This window comes from Shewanella hafniensis, assembly GCF_019655335.1.
Taxonomy (GTDB): domain Bacteria; phylum Pseudomonadota; class Gammaproteobacteria; order Enterobacterales; family Shewanellaceae; genus Shewanella; species Shewanella hafniensis.
On the sequence record NZ_BPFD01000010.1, the window covers coordinates 53,382 to 76,280 of the forward strand.

A 22,899-nucleotide genomic window follows, 5' to 3' on the forward strand; every position below is an offset into this window, starting at 1 on the left:
CGATGAATATGTCAATTATCAAGAGCAACCAGATCCAACCGAATCTAAACAGCCTCATCGCAGAAGAAGTGCTAGCCGTGGCCCAAGTCAATGTCACCGAGCACGAGAAGATCGCTAATGCGAAACAATTCCTCGACCGCCTCTTTCCACTTAACTCTGGTTCACACCAAGATGTGAGCAGCTATGTGGTTTACTACCAGCACCTGTTGGCCTTTTTTGCCGATGGCAGCCACAGTGGTTTACGTCAGCCAAAACAGTTTGTGGCCTTTAACGGCACTAAAGATGCGCCCTGCGCCATAGTGTTACAGGACCTAGGTTGCCACGTTGAACTCAGTTTCGACCGCAGTGGCATGATAGGTGCGAGAGACGTTGCCAATCTGGAAGATATCCAAATCGGAACGTCATTAAACATGGTAGTCGGAACACCAGAGTCACGTTCTGCCGCATCGCGCCATTGGCTCAGCCTATTACATGCGGGTATGTCCAGCGCTAACGACACCCAAGATAAGTTGTTTACCGCAAAGGATGGCAGTGATTACAGTTTGAAAAGTATCGTAAATTTATAATTTTACGCTCTGTAAGCTCACCATTTATTATCTAGCTAAGAAGATGAACTGAGCACAGTTCATCTTCTTCGATTTACCCTCCTGCTTTGCCAAACCTTCTGAGAGTCAATAAAACTGATTAACTAGTTAAGTTTAATTGATTTTATTGAGGATCATACACACAGCTATAATGCCCTCTTGCATCTGTCTCCATGATCAATCCAATTGATCGCCATTTTGTATCCGTCGCTTAATGTGAAGATCTATGGTTGGAACGATAAACCGAATCGCTCGAGCCTAAGGCGTTATGAATTCTTCATCAACATCACAGCAAGATAATAAGACTCACCGCATCGTTTTCATCTGTGCGGGCTTGTTATGCCTCGCGCCTTTTATCTCATCGCCCATGGCGCTAGTCTTAGGTTTTACCTTAGCCAGTCTTGGCTGGGTGCCAGTGCAATGGAATATCGCCGCGCTCACCAAAAAACTCCTGTCTTATTCGATCATTGGCTTAGGGTTTGGGATTAACTTAAACGCGGCGATAGAGGCGAGCACCCACAACTTCGGCCTGATTGTTGGCTCAATCTTTTTCACCCTGAGCTTAGGGTTTGTGCTTACCCGCGCCCTGAAATTTGATCATGTCACGGGCCATTTGATTGCTTCTGGTACTGCTATTTGTGGTGGCAGCGCCATTGCCGCAGTCGCTCCGGCCATCAATGCGCGTAACGATCAAACCGCCACTGCGTTAGCCTGCGTATTTGTGCTCAATTCAGTCGCGCTATTTTTATTCCCCGCTCTCGGCCACTTGCTCAATATGAGCCAATACGATTTTGGCGTATGGAGTGCCATCGCCATCCACGATACTTCATCGGTTGTCGGCGCCGCTTCGGCCTATGGCGATGAAGCCTTAAAAACCGCTACCACCATAAAGCTCGCCCGCGCCCTGTGGATTATCCCGATCGCATTAGTCAGCGCAGTGCTGTTTGGTGGCGATAAGCGCAAGCTTAACCTGCCGTATTTTATCGGTTTTTATTGTCTAGCTATTGCCGTGGCCCATTGGTTACCACAATTCCACGCTGTTTATGACACCTTATTTATGGTGTCGAAACGGGCATTAGTACTGTGTTTATTTTTGATTGGTGCAGGCATTACAGTGCAGAAAATGCGGGCGAGTGGCCCCAAACCTTTGTTACTTGGGGTCATGCTGTGGGCAGCGATTGGTATCACGTCTTTAGTGTATATTCTTTATTTTCAATAAATATGGTTAGCAAGAAGCCAGTCTACTCTGCCGTTGGCTTCATTCGCCAAGCCCAGCAGAGGACGCCAACAAAGGCGGAGAATTCGATAAGTGAGCGCACGAGTCCTGTGGTTTGCGTCGAAGCGACCAAGGCAATCAGGCAAAACACGATAATCAGCCAGTTTTTCAATGGCATCTTCCTGCAAACTTAGGGGATGCTCATTATTATTTAGAACTAAAAACTCAGCAAATATCGATTTTCAATAACAAATAGCTATAACAGCTAAGCCAATCCAGCGGCGCTTAAACCGCTATAGGGCATTTGGAACTCGCTACAAAATTGGCGTTGGACGACGCACTAACAAGCCACTCAAAATCGATAAAATGCAGTAGGCGGTAAAGAAGTAAAATCCATTTTCAAATTGCGCTTGGGTTTTTAGCATTTCCCCCATGCCACCTGAGGCGTTCCCCGCCATAAAGGTGATGATCAGCGCCACCACAAACACATCGGCCATCGACCACTTAGCGAGTGCGTTGACGACGGCATTAATCCTCAGCTTCAGGCCAATCGAGCTAACACATTGCTGTGCCAGCATTAAACTCAACTTCAAGGCAGGCACTACTACACTGAATAACATGACTAATCCCGCAACGAGCCCGTTCCCAGAGTGATAAAGTTCGGTTACCGTTCCCCAAATACTACGGGTTTTCTGTAGCACTTCGACCTCGCCCTTAAGGCTATTGAGCCCCAGCAAACCACTGACCATACTCAGCATACCGCGAGCGCTGTCGCGCCCCGAGTCTTCATCGAACCTTTGGGCAACTTGCTCTATGCCCTGCTCGGTCAGTTTGGCCTTATCGATAGTGCCGCTGATGCTCAAAATAGGTTGAGTCACCCCAGGGATTAATAAAGCTAAAGATAAGAGAATGATAAAAATAGGAAATAAAGATTTCATAGCACTGTTCATCCCATTGCCAGACTGGAGAAGACATTCAGTTTACGGTTTGTAGCGCAGGCTCTGCAATCGTTCACACCAGCCATCGATACAGATGACCGGCGTTAGAGGCAGAATTTGAGAATTAATAGAAAGGCGTTGGATCGATATCCAATGAGCTCGGTGACACGCCGCGCTCGATATACAGCTCAGATTTTAATAAATCCACCATAGCGACATCTGTGTAACGTTTTACTTTTAAAGAATAAAAGCATTTTACGATTGGATGCAGTGCGTCTCTGTCCTTCGAAGCCCAGACAATACCAACGCGGCCGTCCGATAATTCCACTAAGGAACCCACAGGATAAATACCGATACAGCGAATAAACTCGTAGACCAATTCTTGATCTAAGTGAAATGGCGTCAGACTGAGTAAAATTTTAAAAGCTGCGGCTGGGCTCATGGCCTCTTTGTAACAGCGCGTCGCAGTTAACGCATCGAAGATATCGACGATACAACTCATACGACCGTGGCGAGGAATTTCATCACCCTTCAAGCCCCTTGGATAACCTCGACCATCTAACTTTTCGTGGTGCATTAAGCAGATATCTTTACTAATCTGCGACAGGCCGCTAGTTTCGTTCATAATTTCAAGTGCATATACTTGATGCAACTTCATATGTTCGAACTCTTCTGGCGTCAGTTTGCCCGGCTTGTGCAACACTTTATTGTCGACTTTTATCTTGCCGATATCGTGCAAAATCCCACCAACCGCCATTTGCCGCAGCATATCGCGATCAAGATTGAGGTATTTACCAAAGGTTACCAGCAGAAAGGCAACATTCACTGAATGTTCGAGTAGATAGGCATCTTTTGAACGCAGTGCAGACATACATTTAAGCGCATCGGCATCCAACATCACAGACTCTATCATGGTATCGGCTAACGCTTCGAAGGGCGCGACTTCGATGGCTTTGCCTTCGAAGGTTTCGGATAACACTTTACGAATAAGGTCTTTCGCTTCGGTCAGCATAACCTTAGCTTGAGCTTGTTGTTTATCGCGACTCACTAGCGCTTTTCGATTGTCGGCTTGACTATCATTAGTCGTTTTTTTCTTTAACCCACAATGTTCTGCCGAACGCTCAGTGTCCACCCAAACGAATTTGATGCCACTTTTGGCCAGTTTTAAAATTGCATCCTTATGTTTAATTTGTCCAGCATTTGCAATAGCAAGTTGACCCTGATCATTTTTGTCTATGGCACTGACAAACATACCTAATGTCAATTGCGACACAGGTAATTTGATAAGCTCAACTGTTTCTGCCGACTCACTCATATCTACAACCCCAAGGATGATGTGCCCGAATAAAATATCAACTTAACCATACGACATAAAAGCGACCTACGCTCAAATGTTCTGTTGTTATTCTTGATTATTATAGAACAGGCGTGAGGGGCATTCTAAGCCGCGCATTAGAAAATCACCATAGACTTTCTTAGTAAACAAAATGCCCTAAACAGTATGCGATGGAATAAGGGCTTAAGGCTAAGGCAAGCGCTATTTCACACTCTCACTTTTGTAAAAAATGCCTAAGGGCTAAGCATTCAAAACCGGCGACCATCCAGCGGCGATATTGGCAGTTGTAACAAGAACGCGGTTCATCGTCGACTTGTTCGTCTTCATCATCTGGGATAAAACACGTGCACAGCTTAGCCACTTGCCTTGCCTGTGAATATTGGGCTAATCCCGCCTTAAAAATCCAGCAGCCATCCTTTAATTCAAATGCGTGTTCGACCAAGTTGAGCTCCATTTAGCACTCTCTTTTTAAACTCTTTCACTAAATTTGCTCTAATAGGCTTGCAGAGCTTGCTTGCCCGCATTGCGCCATTGCTCTGCCTCTTGATGAACGAGCAAGACAAACTGGTGATCAAGGTATACGGCTTTCACTTTACCCTTCAGCTGCACTCGCTCATCCAGCACAAGTCGATACTTGTCCGTGCTCATCACAGCATCAAGCCCAGTTTGTTCGAGGATATCGGCAACGCTGAGTTCGAGTGACACATCCTCAAATTGGCCAAGTTTAATCTGGCCTTTTACCCGGCCATCACTGCCCATTAAACGTAGCCCTAATCCCGCTAATGCACCAATCACACCTTGGCCTGTGCCACCATGTTCGGTCAGCTGAATATTAAGTTGCTCAGCCAAGGCATAGGCCGCCGCTTTCGTGATCACTTCAATTTTAGCTCTGCGGCCAAAATCCATTAAAGCTGCGACATCATAGTGAGAGTCGACATCGAGTATGGCGATGCCAGGATCGGCCGCGGGAGCCGATTCCGCGACTAAGTGCGCAACGGCATGTTGATGGATTTCAGCCAGTGTCAGTGGCGAGTGCAGCGCAAAGCACATGGCGCTGTTGTGCGAGGTGTAAGGAATGTCTGGATGCACAAACAATTGATGCCGCGTCACAAAGGAGGCATGGCCGCCCGACATATTCGCCAGCAGATGGGCGATTTCCTCAGCAATTTCGCCCGTGCCCTTAGTGCCTATATCATCGCTATCGTCGATACAAATCAGCCAGTTTTTCATCTGCATTCCCTAAGGCTTTAAAATGGTTTTAAAATTTGTCGCGGTGTAACAGGTCGTGGGCCTTTAATCGCGTCAACACAGGCGGTACAAGCCAGGCACCAAGAGTGGCAAAGAAACCGCCTTTTAATACACTCAAGCCCCACTGAATCAACACGACATCCAGCGCCATGCCCGCGAGCACATTGGTGAGTGCCACTTTGCCCGCCCAAGCGATACAGCCTGCAATACCTAAGATCACGCAGCGCCAATGCAAGTTCATACTAAGTGGCAAGAGTAAGGCAACGAGGTCCATTGCAATGGCTGGCAAGGCAAATTTCAGTAAAATCATAGGCCCGCCTTTACCTACACCTAAAGCCATTGCCACAATCCCCGCAATAACGCCGCACGCCGTCATGCTGCCGAAACGACCTAATACGCCATAACAGATCAGATAAAAGAAACTCATCAGGAACATGCTGTGACCAGACAAGCCCAGCTTCAGCCTTAACATGCCCGTTAATGCCACCAGCAAGGTGGCGCAAAAGCCGACAAATAGGGAGTCTTGCAGACTCAGCGGGATTTTTTTAGTCATTTTTGTCTCTCGGTGAATGCCAATGTGTTGGTCGTTGCGCTATACCAAAGTGACGGCTCTGCGCTGCAACGGCCATCTGGCGAGATAATTTAAGTAATTGGATTAAGACGGGAAACAACACGCAATACACCAACTCGGACCAATTTTTAGGGTTACGCAGCGCTTTGGGGGTTATGCGTGCCCCACGCAGACACTGGATTTGATATATCTCGCGAATTTCATCGGCCATATAGGGCAATAAACTTAAGGATGCCGCGACCACAAAGGCCCACTTGGTCGGTAAGAACGCACTTAACACTTCACCAATCCGCTCCGGAGCCGCCGTAATACACAGCCACCAACCGGGAATGGTCGCCAAAATAATACGCGCAACCACCACGGCGCCTTGGGCTAAATGTTCAACGCCATAGAGGATTAAATACAGACTCAAAGTAATGCTCAATTGCACTAAACCTAGCTTGAGCACGCCCCAAATACTGCCGCGCCGCAGCAAACCGTGGATAACAAGCAGTCCATTAAGCCCTGCTAATGGCAAGAGTAAATAAGTGGGCAATACAAAAGCACAGGCTGAGAGCACGCACACCAATAGCAGCGACAACGCACAGAGTGCCGTTTCCCGCCGCTCATAGCTCCAATGCCGCAGCGCGCGTAGGCGCCGACAACTAGCCCACATAACGCGCTCCTGTTTCAATCAATTCCTCCACCAATAGACCATTACGTAAACTCAATTGCCGTGATACAGCGCTGTGTTCAATGCTTCTGTGACTGCTGAGCAAAATAGCGCAACCTTGCGAGCTTAACCGCTTCAGCAAGTACCACACTTTGCCGTAATAATGCTTATCCATCCCCGCCAATGGATCGTCCAAAAGCAATACTTTAGGGCGTAAACAGGCGAGTGACGCTAAGGCAATCAAGTGCTGTTGGCCGTAGGATAATTTGTGGGGCGACAACTGAGCTAAGCTAAATAAATCCAATTCATCCAACATCTGTACTGCACGCTCTTTAGGGAGATCAAAACGCCTAAGGCTAAACTGCATTTCGGCGAGCACGCTGGTCTCGAATAATTGCCGACTCGGCCTTTGCATCAGCAGTCCCAACTCAGCGCCATAAATCCCCAACTTAGGTCTTCTCCCGAGCACTTTAAGCGGAATACGCTGCCTACAATTAAGTACGCCAGCTATGGTTTTCAGCAGACTCGTTTTACCTGAGCCGTTATCTCCCACTAAGGTCACTATCTCACACGCCTGTAATTGGAACCCGTGCGGACATGCAAATAACGTGGGACAAGCATCGAAACCAAACTCAAAGGCTTCGGCGCTGACCAAGACTTTACCCAAATGCTCAAACTTAGGCTGATTTAGCCACGCAGGCGCCTCAACTTGCGGCGCATTGTTCACGGTATAAATGCCTTCGGATAACTTACCGACCTCTAGCTGCCAGTAGTGCTGAATGATCTCAGCAAAGGCCGAGGCGTTATGTTCAACCAACACCAACGCCATGCCATCTTGGATAAGATTGCGAAGTACGGCCAGCAGCTCACTCACGCCGTGATCATCGAGTTGCGCCCAAGGCTCATCGAGCAGCAGTAAATGCGGCTCGCACACCAGTTGGGCGGCAATCATTAAACGATATTTTTGACCGAGGGAAAGCGTGCTGACTTGAGTATCGAGGCGTAGATACAAGCCCACGCGCCGTAGCGCCAATTGCACTTTAGGCAACATTTTTTCGGCGGGAATACCGAGGTTTTCTAAGGCGAAAGCCACTTCGGCACCAACGGTTTGCCGAAGGAGTTGAGTTTGTGGGTCTTGCATAACCAGACCCGTAACCAGTTGTGGGTAACGCCAGATGTCGCCTTCATGCGGGCGATTTAATACGCCCGCCAGTAGGTTGAGCAGACTCGATTTCCCTGAGCCCGTAGGACCGCTCACGCAATGGCATTGGCCGGTGCCAATAGCCAAGTTTACCTCCTGCAATACGGTCGGTAACTGGCTACCATAGTTGAAGCTAACGCCTTCGAGCGCTAGGAGTTTCATCTTAGATCTGCCAGTTCACACCGATGAAGAACTGTCGTCCCGACTGCGGCAGGGCTTCACTCTGGTAGTAGTTTTCATCCAGCAAGTTAGTCGCACGTAAGTAAACATCTAACTTGTCACGAATTAATGGCTGTACCAGATTAACGTCCACTAAGGTGTAGTTGTCTAACGACTGCTGTTGATATTGCGTCTGACCGCCAACCTTCACCTGTGTCGAATAGACTTGGTCTAAAATACGCTCCACGTTGAGGTGAACTTGAGTCTCGAAGGGAAATTCGTAACTCATCTGCCAACGTAACTGGTGGCGCGGACGATATTGCAAGGCATCTAAAGTATCATCGCCGTCTATCTCCTCTGAATCGAGGAAGCTATAGGAAAAGCTCAGATCTAAGTGCTCAATCGCATGGTTATTGATTTGAAAATCCACCCCTTTGAACTTATAGCGCCCCATATTTTGGTAAAAACCATCGACATCCTTGGCGATGTAATTTTTTGCATCCGTGTAATAACCATAAAGTGCGAAATCGGTACTCGCCGGCAAATTCTGCTCTAAACCTAACTCCACATGTTTAGACTCTTCGGCTTCTAAATCGCTATTGCCAGAGAGTTGCGAATACAGGTTCACCATTGAGGGGAAACGCACTTTACGTGCCACACTTAAGCTTAAGCGGGAATCCTGTGCCGCCTGCCAATAACTGGAGGCCATGGCCGAATAGTTGCCATCGGTGCTATCTGTGGTGTCGAGTGAATGATAAGCGCCACCTAAGGTAAAGCCGTACAGTAGCTCAGATTGATACTGATACTCAGCCGCAGCCGTATATAACCAAGCAGAATCATTTAAGTTCTCGGCGCCACCAGTTCCACCTCCAGTGCCTGTTCCGCCACCTGTGCCTGTTCCGCCACCTGTGCCTGTTCCACCACCTGTGCCTGTTCCACCACCTGAACCTGTTCCACCACCTGAACCTGTTCCACCACCAGTGCCAGTTCCACCTCCAGTGCCAGTTCCACCGCCTGAACCTGTTCCACCGCCTGAACCTGTTCCACCGCCATTATTGCTGCCGGTATTAGCCGTATAAGTATCGACGACAGACTTCCAGCTCTGTTTCTCGGCAATGACTGAGGTCGTGAATAAACCCGCGGTATGCAAGTCTGTGATTAACTGCAGATTGACACCTTGCACAACCGAACGTCCATCTTGCGACAGCGTCACCGCCTGATAGGTTTCATCGGCATAGGAGGCTTCTAAGGTATCGCTTTGATTGTGATAGCCAAAGCCACGCAGGGTGAAAGTGTCATCAAACTGATGTGCTAATCCCAGTTGGAAAGTATGGGCGTCATAATCATCAGTGCGTTCAAATTTGAGCTTGCCGCTACCAGTGCCGTCACGGGCGGGCTTTCCCCATTCGCCGCTGCGCAGTGCCATATTGGCAATCAATTGCGTTTTGTCAGATAACCAGTAACTGCCTTGGGCATAAACGTTAGTGACTTCTTTATCCGAGTTAACGCGCAGCTCACCATCTTGGTATTGCGTCGGTTCAAAGTCATTCGACATAGGGAAGCCGTCAGTTTGCTGGCGACTGATACTGACCAAGCCTTGCCAATCCTCACCCGAACCTGCGGCGCTGATATCACCATTAAATGTATTGTCTTTGCCCGCTTCGAGGCGCCCCGCCAGTGCTGGCGCCGTGCTGCCCTGCTTGGTAATAATGTTGATCACGCCGCCCGCACCACTTGGGCCATAAAGCACAGATGTGGGGCCGACAGACACTTCTACCGAGGCAATTTGGCTTGTGGGAATAATACTCGGGTCGAACTGACCATCATCGGCACTGCTCATGGGCACACCATTGACCAATAAGGTCACATGGCGAGTTTTAAAACCACGAATATCAACCCTTGGCGTACCGTCGCCACCAACACGAATGTACACACCCGGCACATTCTTTAAGACTTGGTCTAGGGTTTGCGCTCCGGTTGCGCGGATCTCTTCCTCACTGATGCTCCAATGGGTCGTCGCCATTTCACTGGCTTCTCCGCCATCACCATGCACGACGATCACTTCATTGATATTGAGTCGCGGATCACGGGCGATATCATCAGCTTGAACAGTAAAACTAACACCAATAGCTAAGGCTAAAGAGGACACTCTAAAGAGGGTATTCGTGGTAATCATATTATTGTTGTCACGTCGAAAATGTAAGATGTGCCCGCTATTGTGAACCGCGATGATTCTGTCTCAACCGAAAAACATTTAAAAACCAACCCAGATCGACTAATTGAAACAAAGGGAAAGCGCGTGTCGCAACCAAGAGACAAAATGTCCAACAAGAGTGACTTATCCGACAAAAAGACCCACTCAAGTCACATTTTTTATCAGCGCAAAATGAGACTATGGCGAAAGTCACACGCTGGGGGCTTACATCTTGACACTCTCGACCTTGGCCTTTAATTTGAGCGAAAGATTCTTATTTACAGACTGAATCAACTAAAGGTAAATGACTTGAAAAAGAGTACATTAACCTGAGTCGAATTCATTGATGCTGACAGAGTGACCTTCAGCTTTCGCCTTTATCCCTTATCTTTACTTTGGAGTTCTATTTGCCCGCTCATGCCCTGTCTGAAGACCTTAAGTCTCTCATCGACAAACTCATTCAATTAAAGCAAGTTCCGCCGACGGAACCGATAGCGCAGTTGTCGCTTACAACTGTCGCTATGCCTTTAATTTCATGGTTGGCATCGCAGACACAATTTCCACGTATTTACTGGCATGGGCGTGACAGAATCGAAGAAGTCGCGGCGATTGGGGTATGTAAAGACTTCAAATTTGAAACTGGCGTTAACGATCAGCAACTGGCCATGGCCTACCAAGAACAACGAGCCTTATCGACGAATCAAAATATTCGTTACTACGGCGGCGTTGCCTTCGATCGCACCATAGAATCTTGGCCAGAGTTCGGTAATAGTCGTTTTATCCTGCCGCGCATTGAATTTAGACGCAGCGGTAGCAAGTTTAGTCTGTTAGTAAATCTTAATTTTGCCGAGAATGATCACCATAGCGAAATCGACAAGGCCATCGCCGCCATCGAAGCTGTGATGCCCGCTAAACCACTCTCACCACCGAAGAAAATCGTTCCTCTTGGCCGCAGTGACAAGCCCAATTTTGAACGCTGGAAAACCTTAGTCGAACAAGTAGTCGAGCCTAAGTTCAATAAAGACACGCCCAAAGTGGTGTTATCCCGTTTAACTCAGCTCGAAGTGAACGAACCTATCGATCCTTGGATGGTACTGGCATGCTGGCAGGGACGTAATCCCAACAGCTTCCAATTTGGCTTCCAATTCAGTCCAGAACGCACCTTTATCTCTTGCTCACCAGAGCGTTTATTCCGCCGCCGTCAGCAGGAATTATTCACTGAGGCACTCGCAGGTACGACAGTTCGCGGCCTCAATCAAGAAGAAGATATTGCGCTGGCGAATGCCTTGCTAGAAGACAACAAAAATAGCGTTGAGAACCAACTCGTTCGCAGTCACATAGTGAATATGCTCACACCGCTGAGTAATTATGTTGGCGCCGATGAATTAGCGACCATCTTTAAACTGAATCATATTCAACATTTACATCGCGCAATTCGAGCCGAATTAAAACCGGGCGTGAATGATTTCCAACTGTTGCAAGCGCTGCATCCAACCCCTGCAGTGGGTGGCTTACCGCGGCATTCGGCATTGAACTTTATTCGTCAGCGTGAAGGTTATATTCGTGGCTGGTACGCTGGTGCCTGCGGTTATTTCAATAAATACGAGAGTGAGTTTTCGGTGGCAATCCGCAGTGCGTTGATCGAACCCGGTCGGATTAACCTATTTGCGGGGGCGGGAATTATTGCGGGTTCAGAGCCCGAAGCTGAGTGGCAAGAGCTTGAAAATAAACTCGCGACTATCATGTCGATTCTGTTCGAAATGTAATAAACCGAATAAATTTAAGGCCTATTCATCATCAGCCTTTCTTTTTTCAAGTATTTCAAGGTAAAGCCTGTCCTGCTCTCCCGAATCGATTAAACGCTTATGTGCAAGGTCAAAATGTTGTTTCAGCATCTGGCCTTTTTCAGTGTTTGCAAAGGCAAAATAGGTTTCGGCCTTGAGTACGCCTTGAATAATCACAAAATTTTGTGGCGCCTTCAGCTTAGGCACATACATAAGCAAATTAGGCTTGTAATCCAACACGGCATCTATGCGTCCTGCGTTTAAGCTATTGAGCATAGTCAACATATCGCTGCTTTCTTCGTAGTACATAGGTACAGGTGTCAACATGTTGTATCGATAGGCCAACATGGCCTGAACCCTTTTATGGGATAGACTTTCAAGCCCTATCCAAGTCGCCGCTAACTCGGGGGTGACCGCTACATCGATAGAATCTACTTCAACCGTATTCTCAGTTAGCAGCGCCTTTTTAGTATCTCCCTTATAAACACTGAGGGTGATATCGGTACGATTGTGCTCAACAAGATATAAACTGCGGGCAAAGGGCATAAACTGCACCTTGAGTTGCCATTCTGGCTCGGGGAAAATCCGTTGGAGTAACTCGAAGTAGTAACCCGTTTCATCACGATTGGCAAAATCCTCCCACGAAGCCGTCGCCACATTGACAACTATCGGCTGGGCGGCATAGATGGATACAGGTAACATGGCTAAAAGTAAGCAAAAAATAGCAAAGAATCGTCTCATGGTTATCCTCCTTCGACGTACTCAAAGTGTAGAAGAGTTTTCATTCTATGCGTACATTTAAACAGCAGGCTTGCATCTTAAAACTCGGCCACTATAATGGCGACCCGATTTCGCCTCGCTGCGATCGGTAATGTTCGGTGATATTGTCGTAAACATAATAAATTGAAAATTAGCGGGTTCCCTCACCCCGCCCTACACAACTAAAAAGGCCACATATGTTAATGTTAACCACAGCGCAGCTTCGCCGCGCCTTATTCCTATTAGTAGGATTCCACATACTGATTATTTGCGTCAGCAACTACTTAGTACAATTGCCATTTCAGCTATTTGGTTACCACACAACTTGGGGCGCATTTAGCTTTCCATTCGTGTACTTAGCCACTGATCTCACGGTCCGTATTTTTGGCCAACAAGCCGCACGTAGCATCATACTCAAAGCTATGATTCCCGCTTTGATGATTTCCTACGTGATGGGAGTTGTGTTCCATCAAGGTAGCTTCCAAGGCGCTGACTCACTTGCAGAATGGAATACCTTTGTGTTCCGAATCGCTTTCGCCAGCTTTGCCGCTTATTTGATTGGCCAGTTAATGGATATTAAGGTTTTTGCCCGTCTGCGAATGAGCCGCTCTTGGTGGGTCGCGCCTGCGGCATCGACCTTAGTGGGTAATTTGGTCGATACCTTAGTGTTTTTCAGCATCGCCTTTTACGCCTCTTCCGATAGTTTTATGGCGGCCAATTGGCCCGAAATCGCTACTGTCGATTACGGTTTTAAGCTGATCGTGAGCTTAGGTCTTTTCCTGCCTGCCTACGGGGTTTTGCTAAAAGTCTTACAAGACAAGATTTTGCGCACCAATCCGCAAGAATCAATTTCCTGATCAACTCAACTGGCCAGACCTGTTATAATTTGACCAGTTAATAGCTCAGCCCTGCTCCTGTTAACGCGCGAGTGGGGCTGATTTTTATGAGAGCAAGCAATGTATTCTATCGAAATAAAAGCAGAGTCAGGTTTGACTCCCGAGTTAACCACTCAGCTTATCCAACTTAGTCAACAAATCCCTGAACTCGATCACCCCCTCACCAGCGAAGTGCTAAATCAGCGCTTACAGGGCAAAAAGTGTTTGATCTTAGTTGCGTATGTGGAAGGTGAATTGGCAGGGTTTAAACTGGGTTACGAGCAAGAAGAGGCCATATTTTATAGTTGGTTAGGTGGCGTTGCCTCTGACTTTAGACGTTTAGGCTTAGCGCAGAGTCTACTCGAATATCAAGAAACCTGGGCATGCCGTCAAGGCTATAACCATATTCAGGTGAAAACGATGAACCGTTTCCCTGCGATGCTTAATTTTTTGATCAGTAATCAATATTTAATCACCGAGCTCAACGCCGATCCAAAAAGCTTAGTCGATCATAAACTGCATCTACGTAAGTCGATCTAAACCGTTAATGGATGAGAGCGAAACGATATTTGTAAAGATGTGCATTTTTTTTAATAAATAGCTTGCAAACACAATTGAGAATGATTATCGTTAACGTGCGTTCCAAAACTCATCTTTAACAACGATGACTGGTAATCGACGTTGTTATGGAGCTCCTGAGTTTGCAAGCACGACATTGCTCACACACACTCTTTGTGGCCGGATTCATCATCCGGCTTTTTTTTACCTAAAATTCGGTAATGCAAAGCCACATAAAGTAGAACCAACAACTGCAGCCATATTTTAATGACAGGTAATCAATCGAACACAGCAAGCTGCCATATCTCACTATCTCACTTGGCAAAATTCATCGATAAGCTAATCGGCAGCCGTGTCGCTGCAATTGCCCGCAAAATGTAAGCCCTCGTAGGGATTATTCTGCTGATCTTCCTTCGCCTCATGGTACAAGCCTATGGTAAATAATGTGCCTTTTCCTAAGGTTGAGCTGACTTCTATCGTGCCACCAATCCGCTTAATAATGCCGTAACTGAGCGAAAGCCCTAAACCAGTGCCATCCTTACGCGTGGTGTAAAAGGGGTCGAAAATCCGCCCTAGCTGCTCTGGTGCTATCCCAGAACCTTCATCTTCCACTTCGATTTTGACGCCAATCGGCATATCTTGCTGCACCCAGTCATAGGTTCGCACCCAGATACGTCCTTTACCATCCATCGCATGCGCCGCGTTGACCACCAGATTAATCAAGACTTGCAGCAACTGCGGACGATTAACCTGCACTGGACAACTGGCGTTTAACTCGGTAATCAATACCACTTCTTGTTTCTGAATCGAATGCCGCACTAATACCAACATTTCTTCAATAATGGGGGTCATCGGATGCATTTCTAGCGGGGCGTTAAATTCGCCCGGACGACTGTACTGCAGCAGACTGCGGATAATAGTACTGATCCGTCCCACCTGCTGAATAACGAGATCAATTTCTTCTTTTACCACTTCGGCATTATCGCCAAGTTCATAGCGCAGTAACTCCATGTTGCCGAGGATAACGGCGGTCGGATTATTGATTTCATGCGCAATACCCGCGGTCAATTCACCGAGTGCGGTGAGCTTCTCGTTGGTGACGAGCTGTTGGCGCGTTTCATTCAGTAAGGCCACGTTACGTTGCAACTCTAAGGTTTTGTCCTGCAAGCTGCGGGTACGCTCTTCGACCTTCATTTCAAGCTGCTCTGCCGCCGCTTGAATTTGGGCATTTCGACGCTGTAGCAAGTCAAGCATACTGTCAAACTGCTCGGCTAAGTTCGATAACTCGTTATCCCGATCTAATCCTAAGGCACCGATACGAATATTGCGCCCCGACTGCACAGCTTGTACAACATGGTGAATACGTTCAATTGGCTGCAATAAACTATAAGCACCGCGATAAACCAGCAAGCCTGACACTAACAGCACTAACATTAGAATCGTGCCCAGCTCTATGATATTGAGTAAATAATTGTGGATAAAAGGTGACTCAGAAAACCCCGTATAGATCATGCCGACACGCTGGCCGCGAATATCTTCCAAGGGAGCGTAAGCGGATATAAACCAATCATTAAACACAAAAGCGCGGTCGACCCATTGCTCGCCTTGGGTTAACACTTTTTCCTTAACCTCCTCCGATACTAAACTGCCCAGCGCGCGACCTTGCGTCTCGCTGCCCGTGGGATAAAAGTGCAATGGTACGTTAGTGGAAATACGGATGTTGTCTAAGAAGATGGTCACAGTGCCGATGGAGCGCTCGGGTAAGGTGCCCTTGTCATACACCAAATCACGAATGTGATCGACAATCCGCGTGTCACGATTAAACAGAATGCCACCATCCAGATACCAAGCCACTTTACCTTGCATATCAGGCACGGGTAGCAGACTACGGCTTAATAAACCGCGTTCTTCAACGGTTTTAGTCGGGCTCTGCGCCCTCAAGGTCGCGACAATCGGGATGCTCGCAGTGATCGCCAATTCGGGGTCTATGCGCGCTAAACGCTCGGGCGGTAGCACCATCAAGCCGGAATAAGGTAATAAACCATTTATCTTTGGGAGGATCTGACGTAAATCGGGGTCTGCGGCCGCTTCGGCAACGGTGACGAGACGCAAATAATCGAGGTTAAGTTGTTTTTTCTGTTCGAGGAGAAATGCGTCAAGACTGGCTCTGTGTACTACTTCGCCAGTTAATGCTTTACCACTGAAAAGTGGCCTGAAATCATTTTGAAACGTCCAAGACGTCACCACACGTTCGAGTTGTTTTTCTTGGCGTACTTGCACTTGCTGCAAGGTATTCTCGGCAACAGATAAGTCAGCTTTAACCTTCATAAACAGCTGCTTACCTGTATAACTGATATTCCAGTAAATAGTGATAAACACTAAACTCACCAGTGTCAGTAGAATAGGCAATAACGTCAGGATTAATATGCGATAGCGCACCTTGGCCTGCATTTGCTGCCAACTGACACCAAAAAAGTGAGTGAAGAATGACACCCTATGACTCCTGTTCGCCGCTGAACTCAAACCACTCTTTATACTTGCGATCTAAGGTCTTACGCGAAACACCTAAATCCCTCGCCGCGGCAGACTTATTGCCCGAATGTAAATCCACCACGCTAGTCACATGGTGTTTTTCAACTTCTTTTAATGGCCAATCCAATGGGTAACCCGATGTCGAGGAAGAGTCACTCTTGAGTTGTTGTTTCCAATATTCCGCAGGAGGCTTGCCCAGTAAAATACAGCGCTCAATCATGTTGCGCAGCTCACGAATATTGCCCGGCCACTCATGTTGTTGCAGCTTCACCATGTCCTCATGGCTCCACACGACTTCTCTTACCCCTAATTCAGCCGCGAGTTGGCGGGTAAAGTGATGGGTTAACTCAACCACATCTTCGGGTCTGTCCCGTAATGGCGGGATTAAAATATCAAGCACATTCAGTCGATAATATAAGTCACGGCGGAAATTACCCGCATCCACTTCATCAATCAAAGTGCGGTTGGTGGCCGCGATCACTCGCACATCTATGTTCACTTCTTTCTCGCTGCCCACAGGGCGAATCGCTTTTTGCTCTAATACTCTGAGCAATGCCGTTTGCATTTTCAGTGGCATTTCGCCAATTTCATCGAGGAAAATCGTCCCGCCCGAGGCAAAACTGAATAAACCTTCACGATTGCCTTTCGCCCCCGTAAATGCACCAGCGGTATGGCCAAACAGTTCACTTTCGAGCAATTCAGGGGCGATAGAGCCACAGTTAACCGGGACAAAAGGTCCCTGACGTCCACTGAGCAAATGTAATTGGCGTGCGACTAATTCCTTACCCGTACCTGACTCACCTTGGATCAACACCACGGCATTGGTCGGCGCCACACGTTCGATAATATGTTTCACCGACTTCATGGCCTCACTGCTGCCAATAATGGTCGATGAATAACCGATGGAAACCTCACGGCGCAGCATCAAATTCTCGCGTTTAAGCAAGCGGCGTTCGATACAACGATCGACCGCTGTCATCATCTGCTCAAGGTGGAAAGGTTTCATGATGAAGTCAGACGCACCAGCGCGTAGCGCGGTAATCGCCACTTCCATGTCGGCATAGCCGGTCATAAAAATGATGTCCGAACGACGGCCCTGCTCATCCAACGCTTCATGCCATTCGATACCTGAGCGGCCCGGCAGGCGAATATCGACGATCAGCAAATCGAAATGGCAACGACTACGGAGCTGCTCCGCATCTTCGATACTGCCCGCCGTTTCGACTAAGGCGAATTTCTTCGAGAGTGCTTTATTTAAAAAACTGCGCATTCCGGGTTCATCATCAACAATCAGTACCGATACTGCCGATGGAAGAGGCTTGAGGTTATTATCTATCTGGCTCATATTGTCTGCTTCTGGACATTTTGACTCATTTGCGACCAATTCTAGCACTGAAAATAGATGAATAGGTCACTATGAACCACAGTAAGTAGGTGCTGAGACAATTTGTCTGTAGAGTATTTGTTGAGCTTGGGATCAAGCTCACAAATTAGGTTAAGCTGTGAAGAAAATGACCGCATTCTCAGCTTGGCATCTAATTTGCTTTCAACCGAACGTATTACATTACGAGACCTTCCACTCAGTAGGCATTTGAGTTGGAATCCTATTTTCGCCAAGGAGTACCCATGCTAAACATGAAATCTCATATGAAGTCACTACTAGGACTGGTTGTTGCAGCCAGTATGTTCACCGTTTTACCCGCTCACTCGACTGAAATTATTAAATTAGCCACGACCACCAGCACTGAAAACTCTGGCCTATTAAAAGAACTGTTACCTAAGTTTGAAAGTGAATCTGGCTACAAGGTTCAAGTTATTGCTACTGGTACAGGTAAAGCCCTGAAACTGGGTGAGCAAGGTGACGTGGATTTAGTCATGACTCATGCGCCAAGTGCTGAAGCCAAATTCGTCGCCGACGGTTTTGGTGTTGAGCCCCGTGGCATCATGGAAAATGATTTCGTGGTACTGGGCCCTAAAAATGACCCAGCAAAAATCCGTGACAGCAAGAATGCCGAAGAAGCCTTCGCTAAAATAGCCAAATCAGGCGTACCTTTTATCTCTCGTGGTGACAATTCAGGCACTCATATCAAAGAGTTAGAAGTGTGGAAAGCGGCAAGTGTGACACCCGATTTCAAAGGTTACACGTCAGTAGGTCAAGGCATGGGCAAAACCCTGCTAATGGCAAATGAAATGCAAGGTTACACTCTGTCTGACCGTGGTACTTTTGTAGCTTACAAAACTAAGCTAGATCTTGGTGTTGATTTCGATGGCGGCAAAACCTTAGCTAACCCATACCAAGTTATTCTGATCAACTCTGCTAAGTACCCAGATCTAAACCACAAAGGCGCTAAAGCATTCAGCGACTGGTTGATCAGCAAAGAAGGTCAAAGCATGATCAATAACTTCAAAGTTGAAGGTGAGCAATTGTTCAAGGCAACTTATAGCGAATGAGCGACGGCTGGCTAGCACTGTTACAGCAGGCGTTAAGCCTGCTGTTTTCTTTAGACCCAGACGTTTGGTCCATCATTTCGATCTCGTTTTCGGTTTCTTTCGCGGCGCTGCTCATCACGCTGGTGCCATCTATGGTACTTGGCTTTGTGCTAGCGTTTGCGCCATTTCGCGGCAAATGGATAGTCACGAACTTAGTGCAAACTCTGCAATCTATCCCCACTGTCGTTATCGGTCTGCTGGTCTATTTACTGCTCACCCGCAATGGTCCTCTGGGCGATCTAAAATGGTTATTCACCCAAGAAGGCATGATCCTCGGGCAAATGTTGATCTGCGCGCCCGTACTGATTGCGATGAGCCAAGCCGCCTTTACAAGCGTTGACCGTAGAGCATGGGAAACCTCACGCACTTTAGGTGCTTCTTGGTGCAGCGCCGTATGGACAGTCTGCCGCGAGCTACGTATGCCCTTACTGCTGGCGATTGTCGCGGCCTTTAGCCGTATTCTCACCGAAGTCGGCTGTTCTATGATGGTCGGCGGCAATATTTTAAACGTAACCCGTAACATACCTACGGCTATCGCACTGGAAACCAGTAAAGGCGACTTCGCTCAAGCTATCGCCCTCGGGCTAGTGCTGTTAATCTTGGCCTTGATCCTCAACTTTGCCTTAGGTAGTTTACGCGGCAAAGCCATGCCAAGGAGCCATTAAGCAATGACTAAGGTCAAACTGATCGCCCGTGACTTAGAGATGTCCTTTGGCGATCGCCTGTTATTCAAAGCGGACGCATTAGCGCTCTGCCAAGGGGATGTGATTTATCTGCAAGGCGACAATGGCACGGGTAAATCGACCTTGATGAAAATTCTTGCGGGCTTAATGCTACCAACGAAAGGCAAAATTAAGACTGAAGGTTTTGCCAAGAATGCGTGGTGGCGACGCAACCCTTTGTTGGGTAAAGCTGTTTATCTGCACCAACATCCTTATTTGTTCGACGGTACAGTGGAATATAATCTCACCTATGGGCTAAATTTCAGTTCAGAGACAAAAGCCAAGGCGAAACAACGTATTACTCAGGCAATTGAGATGGCGCAGCTAGGGTCACTACTACACGCCAGAGCCAGTAATCTCTCTGGCGGCGAAAGACAGCGCCTCGCCATTGCGCGCGCTTGGATCCTACAACCTAAACTGTTAATGCTCGACGAACCGACCTCCAATATGGACAAGGACTCGCAAGAGTTAGTATTAAAAATGATCCAACAACTCAAACATGAAGGCACAGGTATGTTGTTGAGTAGCCATCAAAATTGCGCGTTAACCTCCATCTGCGAACAACAGTGGCGCATAGAAGGCAAACGAGTGACGACCTCTTATCAACACCCAGAATCTCTGCCAGCACAGGAGTCTTTATATGTCATCGCAAATTGATGCCGTTATTCTTGCCGGTGGCATGGCACGTCGCATGGGCGGCGACGATAAAGGTCTCGTCGAATTAAACGGCGAAGCCATGATTAAACACACAATAGACAGAATAAAACCTCAGGTTAAGGAGATCCTGATCAACGCAAATCGCAACCAAACACGGTATGCTGAGTTTGGTTTTAAGGTGATAAGCGATGAGCATAGCGGTTTCCTCGGCCCTTTAGCGGGAATGATCACCGCAATGGGCAATACAGCTGCTGACTACTTATTAGTGGTGCCCTGCGACTGCCCACTGCTACCAACCGACCTTGTGCCGCGTATGTTGGCAGCGATTAAGGCCGAAGATGCAGAGCTCGCCGTTGCCAGTGATGGCGAATATGAGCAACCCGTCGTCTTACTACTAAAACCCAGCTTACGTGACTCGATGAAAGCGTTTCTTGAGGCGGGTGAGCGTAAAGTGGACTTTTGGTATGCCAAGCATCACTTTGTCGTTGAGTCTTTCGCCGACCAACCTAATGCCTTTGTGAATGTGAATACGCCAGAACAAAAACAAAGATTGGCCGCAGAGATAAACCAAAGCTAAGGCTTAAATTTCCCAGATTAGAGGTGCAAATGAGTACTCCCTTCGTCAATCCGCTATCTATTCCCGTTCTCGGATTTTGTGCCTACAGTGGCACGGGGAAAACCACCTTACTCAAGCAATTGATCCCCGAATTAAATCAACGTGGCCTACGCTTAGCCGTGATCAAACACGCGCACCATAATTTCGACGTGGATATTCCCGGCAAAGACAGTTACGAAATGCGTAAAGCGGGTGCGCGGCAAATGCTAGTCGCCTCCCATGTGCGCTGGGCGCTAATGACAGAAGACGCACGCGATGGCGATCCTGAGTTAGTCCATTTGCTCAAGCAAATCGAAGCCGACAAAGTCGATATCGTCCTCGTCGAAGGCTTTAAAAAACTCGCTTTACCTAAAATTGAGTTGCACCGCGCCGCCCACGGCAAACCTTTTATCTACACCCAAGATGAAAATATCCTCGCCATCGCCTGTTGCGATGACACTCAATTGCCAAGCGACGCAATCCCGAGTGAGCTGCGCCGACTTGATCTCAACAATGTCAGCCAGATTGCCGACTTTGTGATGGAGTACGCCCAAAACTGGGAAGCGCCACTCCAATACCCGATTTCAGCCGTGGATGCCTGCACCATAGGCGACAACAAAAACCTCAGCGTCAGCCAAGGTTTAGCGCAAATTTTATCCCATGTATCCCCCGTGGCAGAAGTCGAAGAGATTGACTTAGACGCCTTAGATAACCGCGTACTGGCCAGTGACAGTATTTCTCCCGTCAACGTGCCGCAACAAACTAATTCGGCGATGGATGGCTACGCCTTTATCTATCAAGACCCCATGCCTGCCACCTTAAAACGGGTGGGAGAGGTCCTTGCTGGTCATCAATATTCGGGCACGCTTAACGCTGGCGAAACCGTGCGCATCATGACGGGTGCAACTATACCAGCGGGTGCCGATACAGTGCAGCCTCGAGAGCTTGCCAAGGAAGTCGACGGCAATGTTAGCTTCGACGGCCGTATTATGGCGGGTCAACACGTACGTCTCGCAGGGGAAGATATCGCCCAAGGCCAAGTTGCCCTCGCCAAAGCTACTCGCCTTAGCGCCGCCGAACAAGGTTTACTGGCTTCACTTGGGCTTAATCGTTTGAATGTTTATCGCCGCCCAACCATTGCCGTTTTCTCCACCGGCGATGAAGTGAGCCAACCTGGCGAAGCACTCAAAGCCAACTGCATCTATGACTCAAACCGCTTTACTATCAAAGCGATGGCGAAACGTCTTGGGTGTGATGTTATCGATTTAGGCATTATCGAAGATTCTGAAACCGCCCTCGAAGCAACGCTCGCTAAAGCCGCCACCCTTGCCGATGTTGTCATTAGCTCTGGTGGCGTGTCTGTCGGCGATGCGGACTACATTAAAACCGTACTGGCCCGCTTAGGCAAAATCGATTTTTGGCGGATTAGTATGCGTCCGGGTCGACCCCTCGCCTTTGGTAAAATCGGAGATAGCTTATTCTTCGGGTTGCCGGGCAACCCTGTGGCGGTAATGGTCACTTTCCTGCAGTTTGTGCAACCCGCTTTACGTAAATTGGCGGGTGAAGTGAACTGGCAAGCGCAGCTATTCCCCGCAATTAGTGATGAAACACTACGAAGCCGCCAAGGTCGCACCGAATTTATTCGCGGAATTTTTCAGCTTGGTAAAGATGGACGCCTGCACGTGAGCAGCACGGGCAACCAAGGTTCTGGGATGTTAAGTTCAATGGTCAAAGGGAATTGCCTCATCATCATAGGCGATGATGCGGAAGCCGTGAATGCAGGCGAAACTGTGTTTATTCAACCCTTTGCGGATCTGCTTTAAGATCC

At 47.9% G+C, this 22,899-nt stretch carries 22 protein-coding genes; 10 read left to right on the plus strand and 12 right to left on the minus strand.

The window, feature by feature from the left end; genetic code table 11:
• Positions 1–2 precede the first annotated feature (2 nt).
• Both K5Q99_RS05155 and K5Q99_RS05160 read left to right on the plus strand, forming a co-directional pair.
• Complete coding sequence (locus K5Q99_RS05155; protein ID WP_220776246.1) at positions 3–566, plus strand: aldolase/citrate lyase/malate synthase family protein; 564 nt, start codon at positions 3–5, stop codon at positions 564–566.
• 286 nt (positions 567–852) lie between these two features.
• Complete coding sequence (locus tag K5Q99_RS05160; protein ID WP_220591524.1) at positions 853–1,803, plus strand: YeiH family protein; 951 nt, start codon at positions 853–855, stop codon at positions 1,801–1,803.
• A gap of 22 nt (positions 1,804–1,825) precedes the next feature.
• Here the strand turns inward: K5Q99_RS05160 and K5Q99_RS05165 are convergent, their stop codons facing one another.
• From K5Q99_RS05165 to K5Q99_RS05205, 9 genes are all read right to left on the minus strand, one after another.
• Positions 1,826–1,972 carry a hypothetical protein gene (locus K5Q99_RS05165; protein ID WP_086014207.1) on the minus strand — a complete coding sequence of 49 codons (147 nt, stop codon included), beginning with the start codon at positions 1,970–1,972 and terminating at the stop codon, positions 1,826–1,828.
• A gap of 142 nt (positions 1,973–2,114) precedes the next feature.
• Positions 2,115–2,750: a paraquat-inducible protein A gene (locus K5Q99_RS05170; protein ID WP_220776247.1), complete on the minus strand. Its 636-nt coding sequence runs from the start codon at positions 2,748–2,750 to the stop codon at positions 2,115–2,117.
• A 112-nt stretch (positions 2,751–2,862) separates the two neighbouring features.
• Positions 2,863–4,053, minus strand: a complete 1,191-nt coding sequence (locus K5Q99_RS05175; protein ID WP_220776248.1) for an HD-GYP domain-containing protein — start codon at positions 4,051–4,053, stop codon at positions 2,863–2,865.
• Between the two features lie 235 nt (positions 4,054–4,288).
• Positions 4,289–4,528 (minus strand): hypothetical protein, encoded by a 240-nt coding sequence (locus tag K5Q99_RS05180; protein WP_220776249.1) that lies wholly within the window; start codon positions 4,526–4,528, stop codon positions 4,289–4,291.
• A gap of 38 nt (positions 4,529–4,566) precedes the next feature.
• Positions 4,567–5,304: a DNA-binding protein gene (locus tag K5Q99_RS05185; RefSeq protein ID WP_220776250.1), complete on the minus strand. Its 738-nt coding sequence runs from the start codon at positions 5,302–5,304 to the stop codon at positions 4,567–4,569.
• Between the two features lie 28 nt (positions 5,305–5,332).
• Complete coding sequence (locus tag K5Q99_RS05190; protein ID WP_220776251.1) at positions 5,333–5,875, minus strand: core component of ECF transporter; 543 nt, start codon at positions 5,873–5,875, stop codon at positions 5,333–5,335.
• Positions 5,868–6,548, minus strand: a complete 681-nt coding sequence (locus K5Q99_RS05195; protein ID WP_220776252.1) for an energy-coupling factor transporter transmembrane component T — start codon at positions 6,546–6,548, stop codon at positions 5,868–5,870. Before K5Q99_RS05195 ends, K5Q99_RS05190 begins: the two co-directional genes overlap by 8 nt.
• On the minus strand, positions 6,538–7,908 hold the full coding sequence (locus K5Q99_RS05200; protein WP_220776253.1) for an ATP-binding cassette domain-containing protein: 1,371 nt from the start codon (positions 7,906–7,908) through the stop codon (positions 6,538–6,540). Before K5Q99_RS05200 ends, K5Q99_RS05195 begins: the two co-directional genes overlap by 11 nt.
• Before the next feature lies 1 nt (position 7,909).
• Complete coding sequence (locus K5Q99_RS05205) at positions 7,910–10,081, minus strand: TonB-dependent receptor plug domain-containing protein (RefSeq protein ID WP_220776254.1); 2,172 nt, start codon at positions 10,079–10,081, stop codon at positions 7,910–7,912.
• A gap of 425 nt (positions 10,082–10,506) precedes the next feature.
• Between K5Q99_RS05205 and K5Q99_RS05210 the strand changes: the two genes are divergently transcribed.
• Positions 10,507–11,865 (plus strand): isochorismate synthase, encoded by a 1,359-nt coding sequence (locus K5Q99_RS05210; RefSeq protein ID WP_220776255.1) that lies wholly within the window; start codon positions 10,507–10,509, stop codon positions 11,863–11,865.
• Positions 11,866–11,886: 21 nt separating this feature from the next.
• Here the strand turns inward: K5Q99_RS05210 and K5Q99_RS05215 are convergent, their stop codons facing one another.
• Positions 11,887–12,624: a substrate-binding periplasmic protein gene (locus K5Q99_RS05215; RefSeq protein ID WP_220776256.1), complete on the minus strand. Its 738-nt coding sequence runs from the start codon at positions 12,622–12,624 to the stop codon at positions 11,887–11,889.
• Positions 12,625–12,839: 215 nt separating this feature from the next.
• Here K5Q99_RS05215 and K5Q99_RS05220 point away from each other — a divergent pair, with 215 nt between their 5' ends.
• Together K5Q99_RS05220 and K5Q99_RS05225 are read left to right on the plus strand one after the other, a co-directional pair.
• Positions 12,840–13,499 (plus strand): 7-cyano-7-deazaguanine/7-aminomethyl-7-deazaguanine transporter, encoded by a 660-nt coding sequence (locus tag K5Q99_RS05220; protein WP_106648874.1) that lies wholly within the window; start codon positions 12,840–12,842, stop codon positions 13,497–13,499.
• Between the two features lie 99 nt (positions 13,500–13,598).
• The gene (locus K5Q99_RS05225; protein WP_220776257.1) at positions 13,599–14,057 is read left to right on the plus strand and encodes a GNAT family N-acetyltransferase; all 459 of its coding nucleotides are present in this window, start codon (positions 13,599–13,601) and stop codon (positions 14,055–14,057) included.
• A gap of 357 nt (positions 14,058–14,414) precedes the next feature.
• Here K5Q99_RS05225 and K5Q99_RS05230 read toward each other — a convergent pair whose 3' ends face one another.
• Together K5Q99_RS05230 and K5Q99_RS05235 are read right to left on the minus strand one after the other, a co-directional pair.
• Positions 14,415–16,568: a sensor histidine kinase gene (locus tag K5Q99_RS05230; protein ID WP_220776258.1), complete on the minus strand. Its 2,154-nt coding sequence runs from the start codon at positions 16,566–16,568 to the stop codon at positions 14,415–14,417.
• Position 16,569: 1 nt separating this feature from the next.
• Positions 16,570–17,952, minus strand: a complete 1,383-nt coding sequence (locus tag K5Q99_RS05235) for a sigma-54-dependent transcriptional regulator (RefSeq protein WP_220591535.1) — start codon at positions 17,950–17,952, stop codon at positions 16,570–16,572.
• A gap of 281 nt (positions 17,953–18,233) precedes the next feature.
• Between K5Q99_RS05235 and K5Q99_RS05240 the strand changes: the two genes are divergently transcribed.
• The 5 genes from K5Q99_RS05240 to K5Q99_RS05260 are packed head-to-tail and all read left to right on the plus strand — an operon-like array spanning position 18,234 to position 22,894.
• Positions 18,234–19,058: an ABC transporter substrate-binding protein gene (locus K5Q99_RS05240; RefSeq protein WP_220591536.1), complete on the plus strand. Its 825-nt coding sequence runs from the start codon at positions 18,234–18,236 to the stop codon at positions 19,056–19,058.
• The gene (locus K5Q99_RS05245; RefSeq protein WP_106648864.1) at positions 19,055–19,762 is read left to right on the plus strand and encodes an ABC transporter permease; all 708 of its coding nucleotides are present in this window, start codon (positions 19,055–19,057) and stop codon (positions 19,760–19,762) included. Before K5Q99_RS05240 ends, K5Q99_RS05245 begins: the two co-directional genes overlap by 4 nt.
• Positions 19,763–19,765: 3 nt before the next feature.
• The gene (locus tag K5Q99_RS05250) at positions 19,766–20,476 is read left to right on the plus strand and encodes an ABC transporter ATP-binding protein (protein WP_106648862.1); all 711 of its coding nucleotides are present in this window, start codon (positions 19,766–19,768) and stop codon (positions 20,474–20,476) included.
• Positions 20,460–21,053 carry a molybdenum cofactor guanylyltransferase MobA gene (gene mobA, locus K5Q99_RS05255; RefSeq protein WP_106648860.1) on the plus strand — a complete coding sequence of 198 codons (594 nt, stop codon included), beginning with the start codon at positions 20,460–20,462 and terminating at the stop codon, positions 21,051–21,053. The genes K5Q99_RS05250 and mobA overlap by 17 nt, the downstream gene beginning before the upstream one ends.
• 29 nt (positions 21,054–21,082) lie before the next feature.
• Positions 21,083–22,894, plus strand: a complete 1,812-nt coding sequence (locus tag K5Q99_RS05260; RefSeq protein ID WP_220776259.1) for a bifunctional molybdopterin-guanine dinucleotide biosynthesis adaptor protein MobB/molybdopterin molybdotransferase MoeA — start codon at positions 21,083–21,085, stop codon at positions 22,892–22,894.
• Positions 22,895–22,899: the final 5 nt, after the last annotated feature.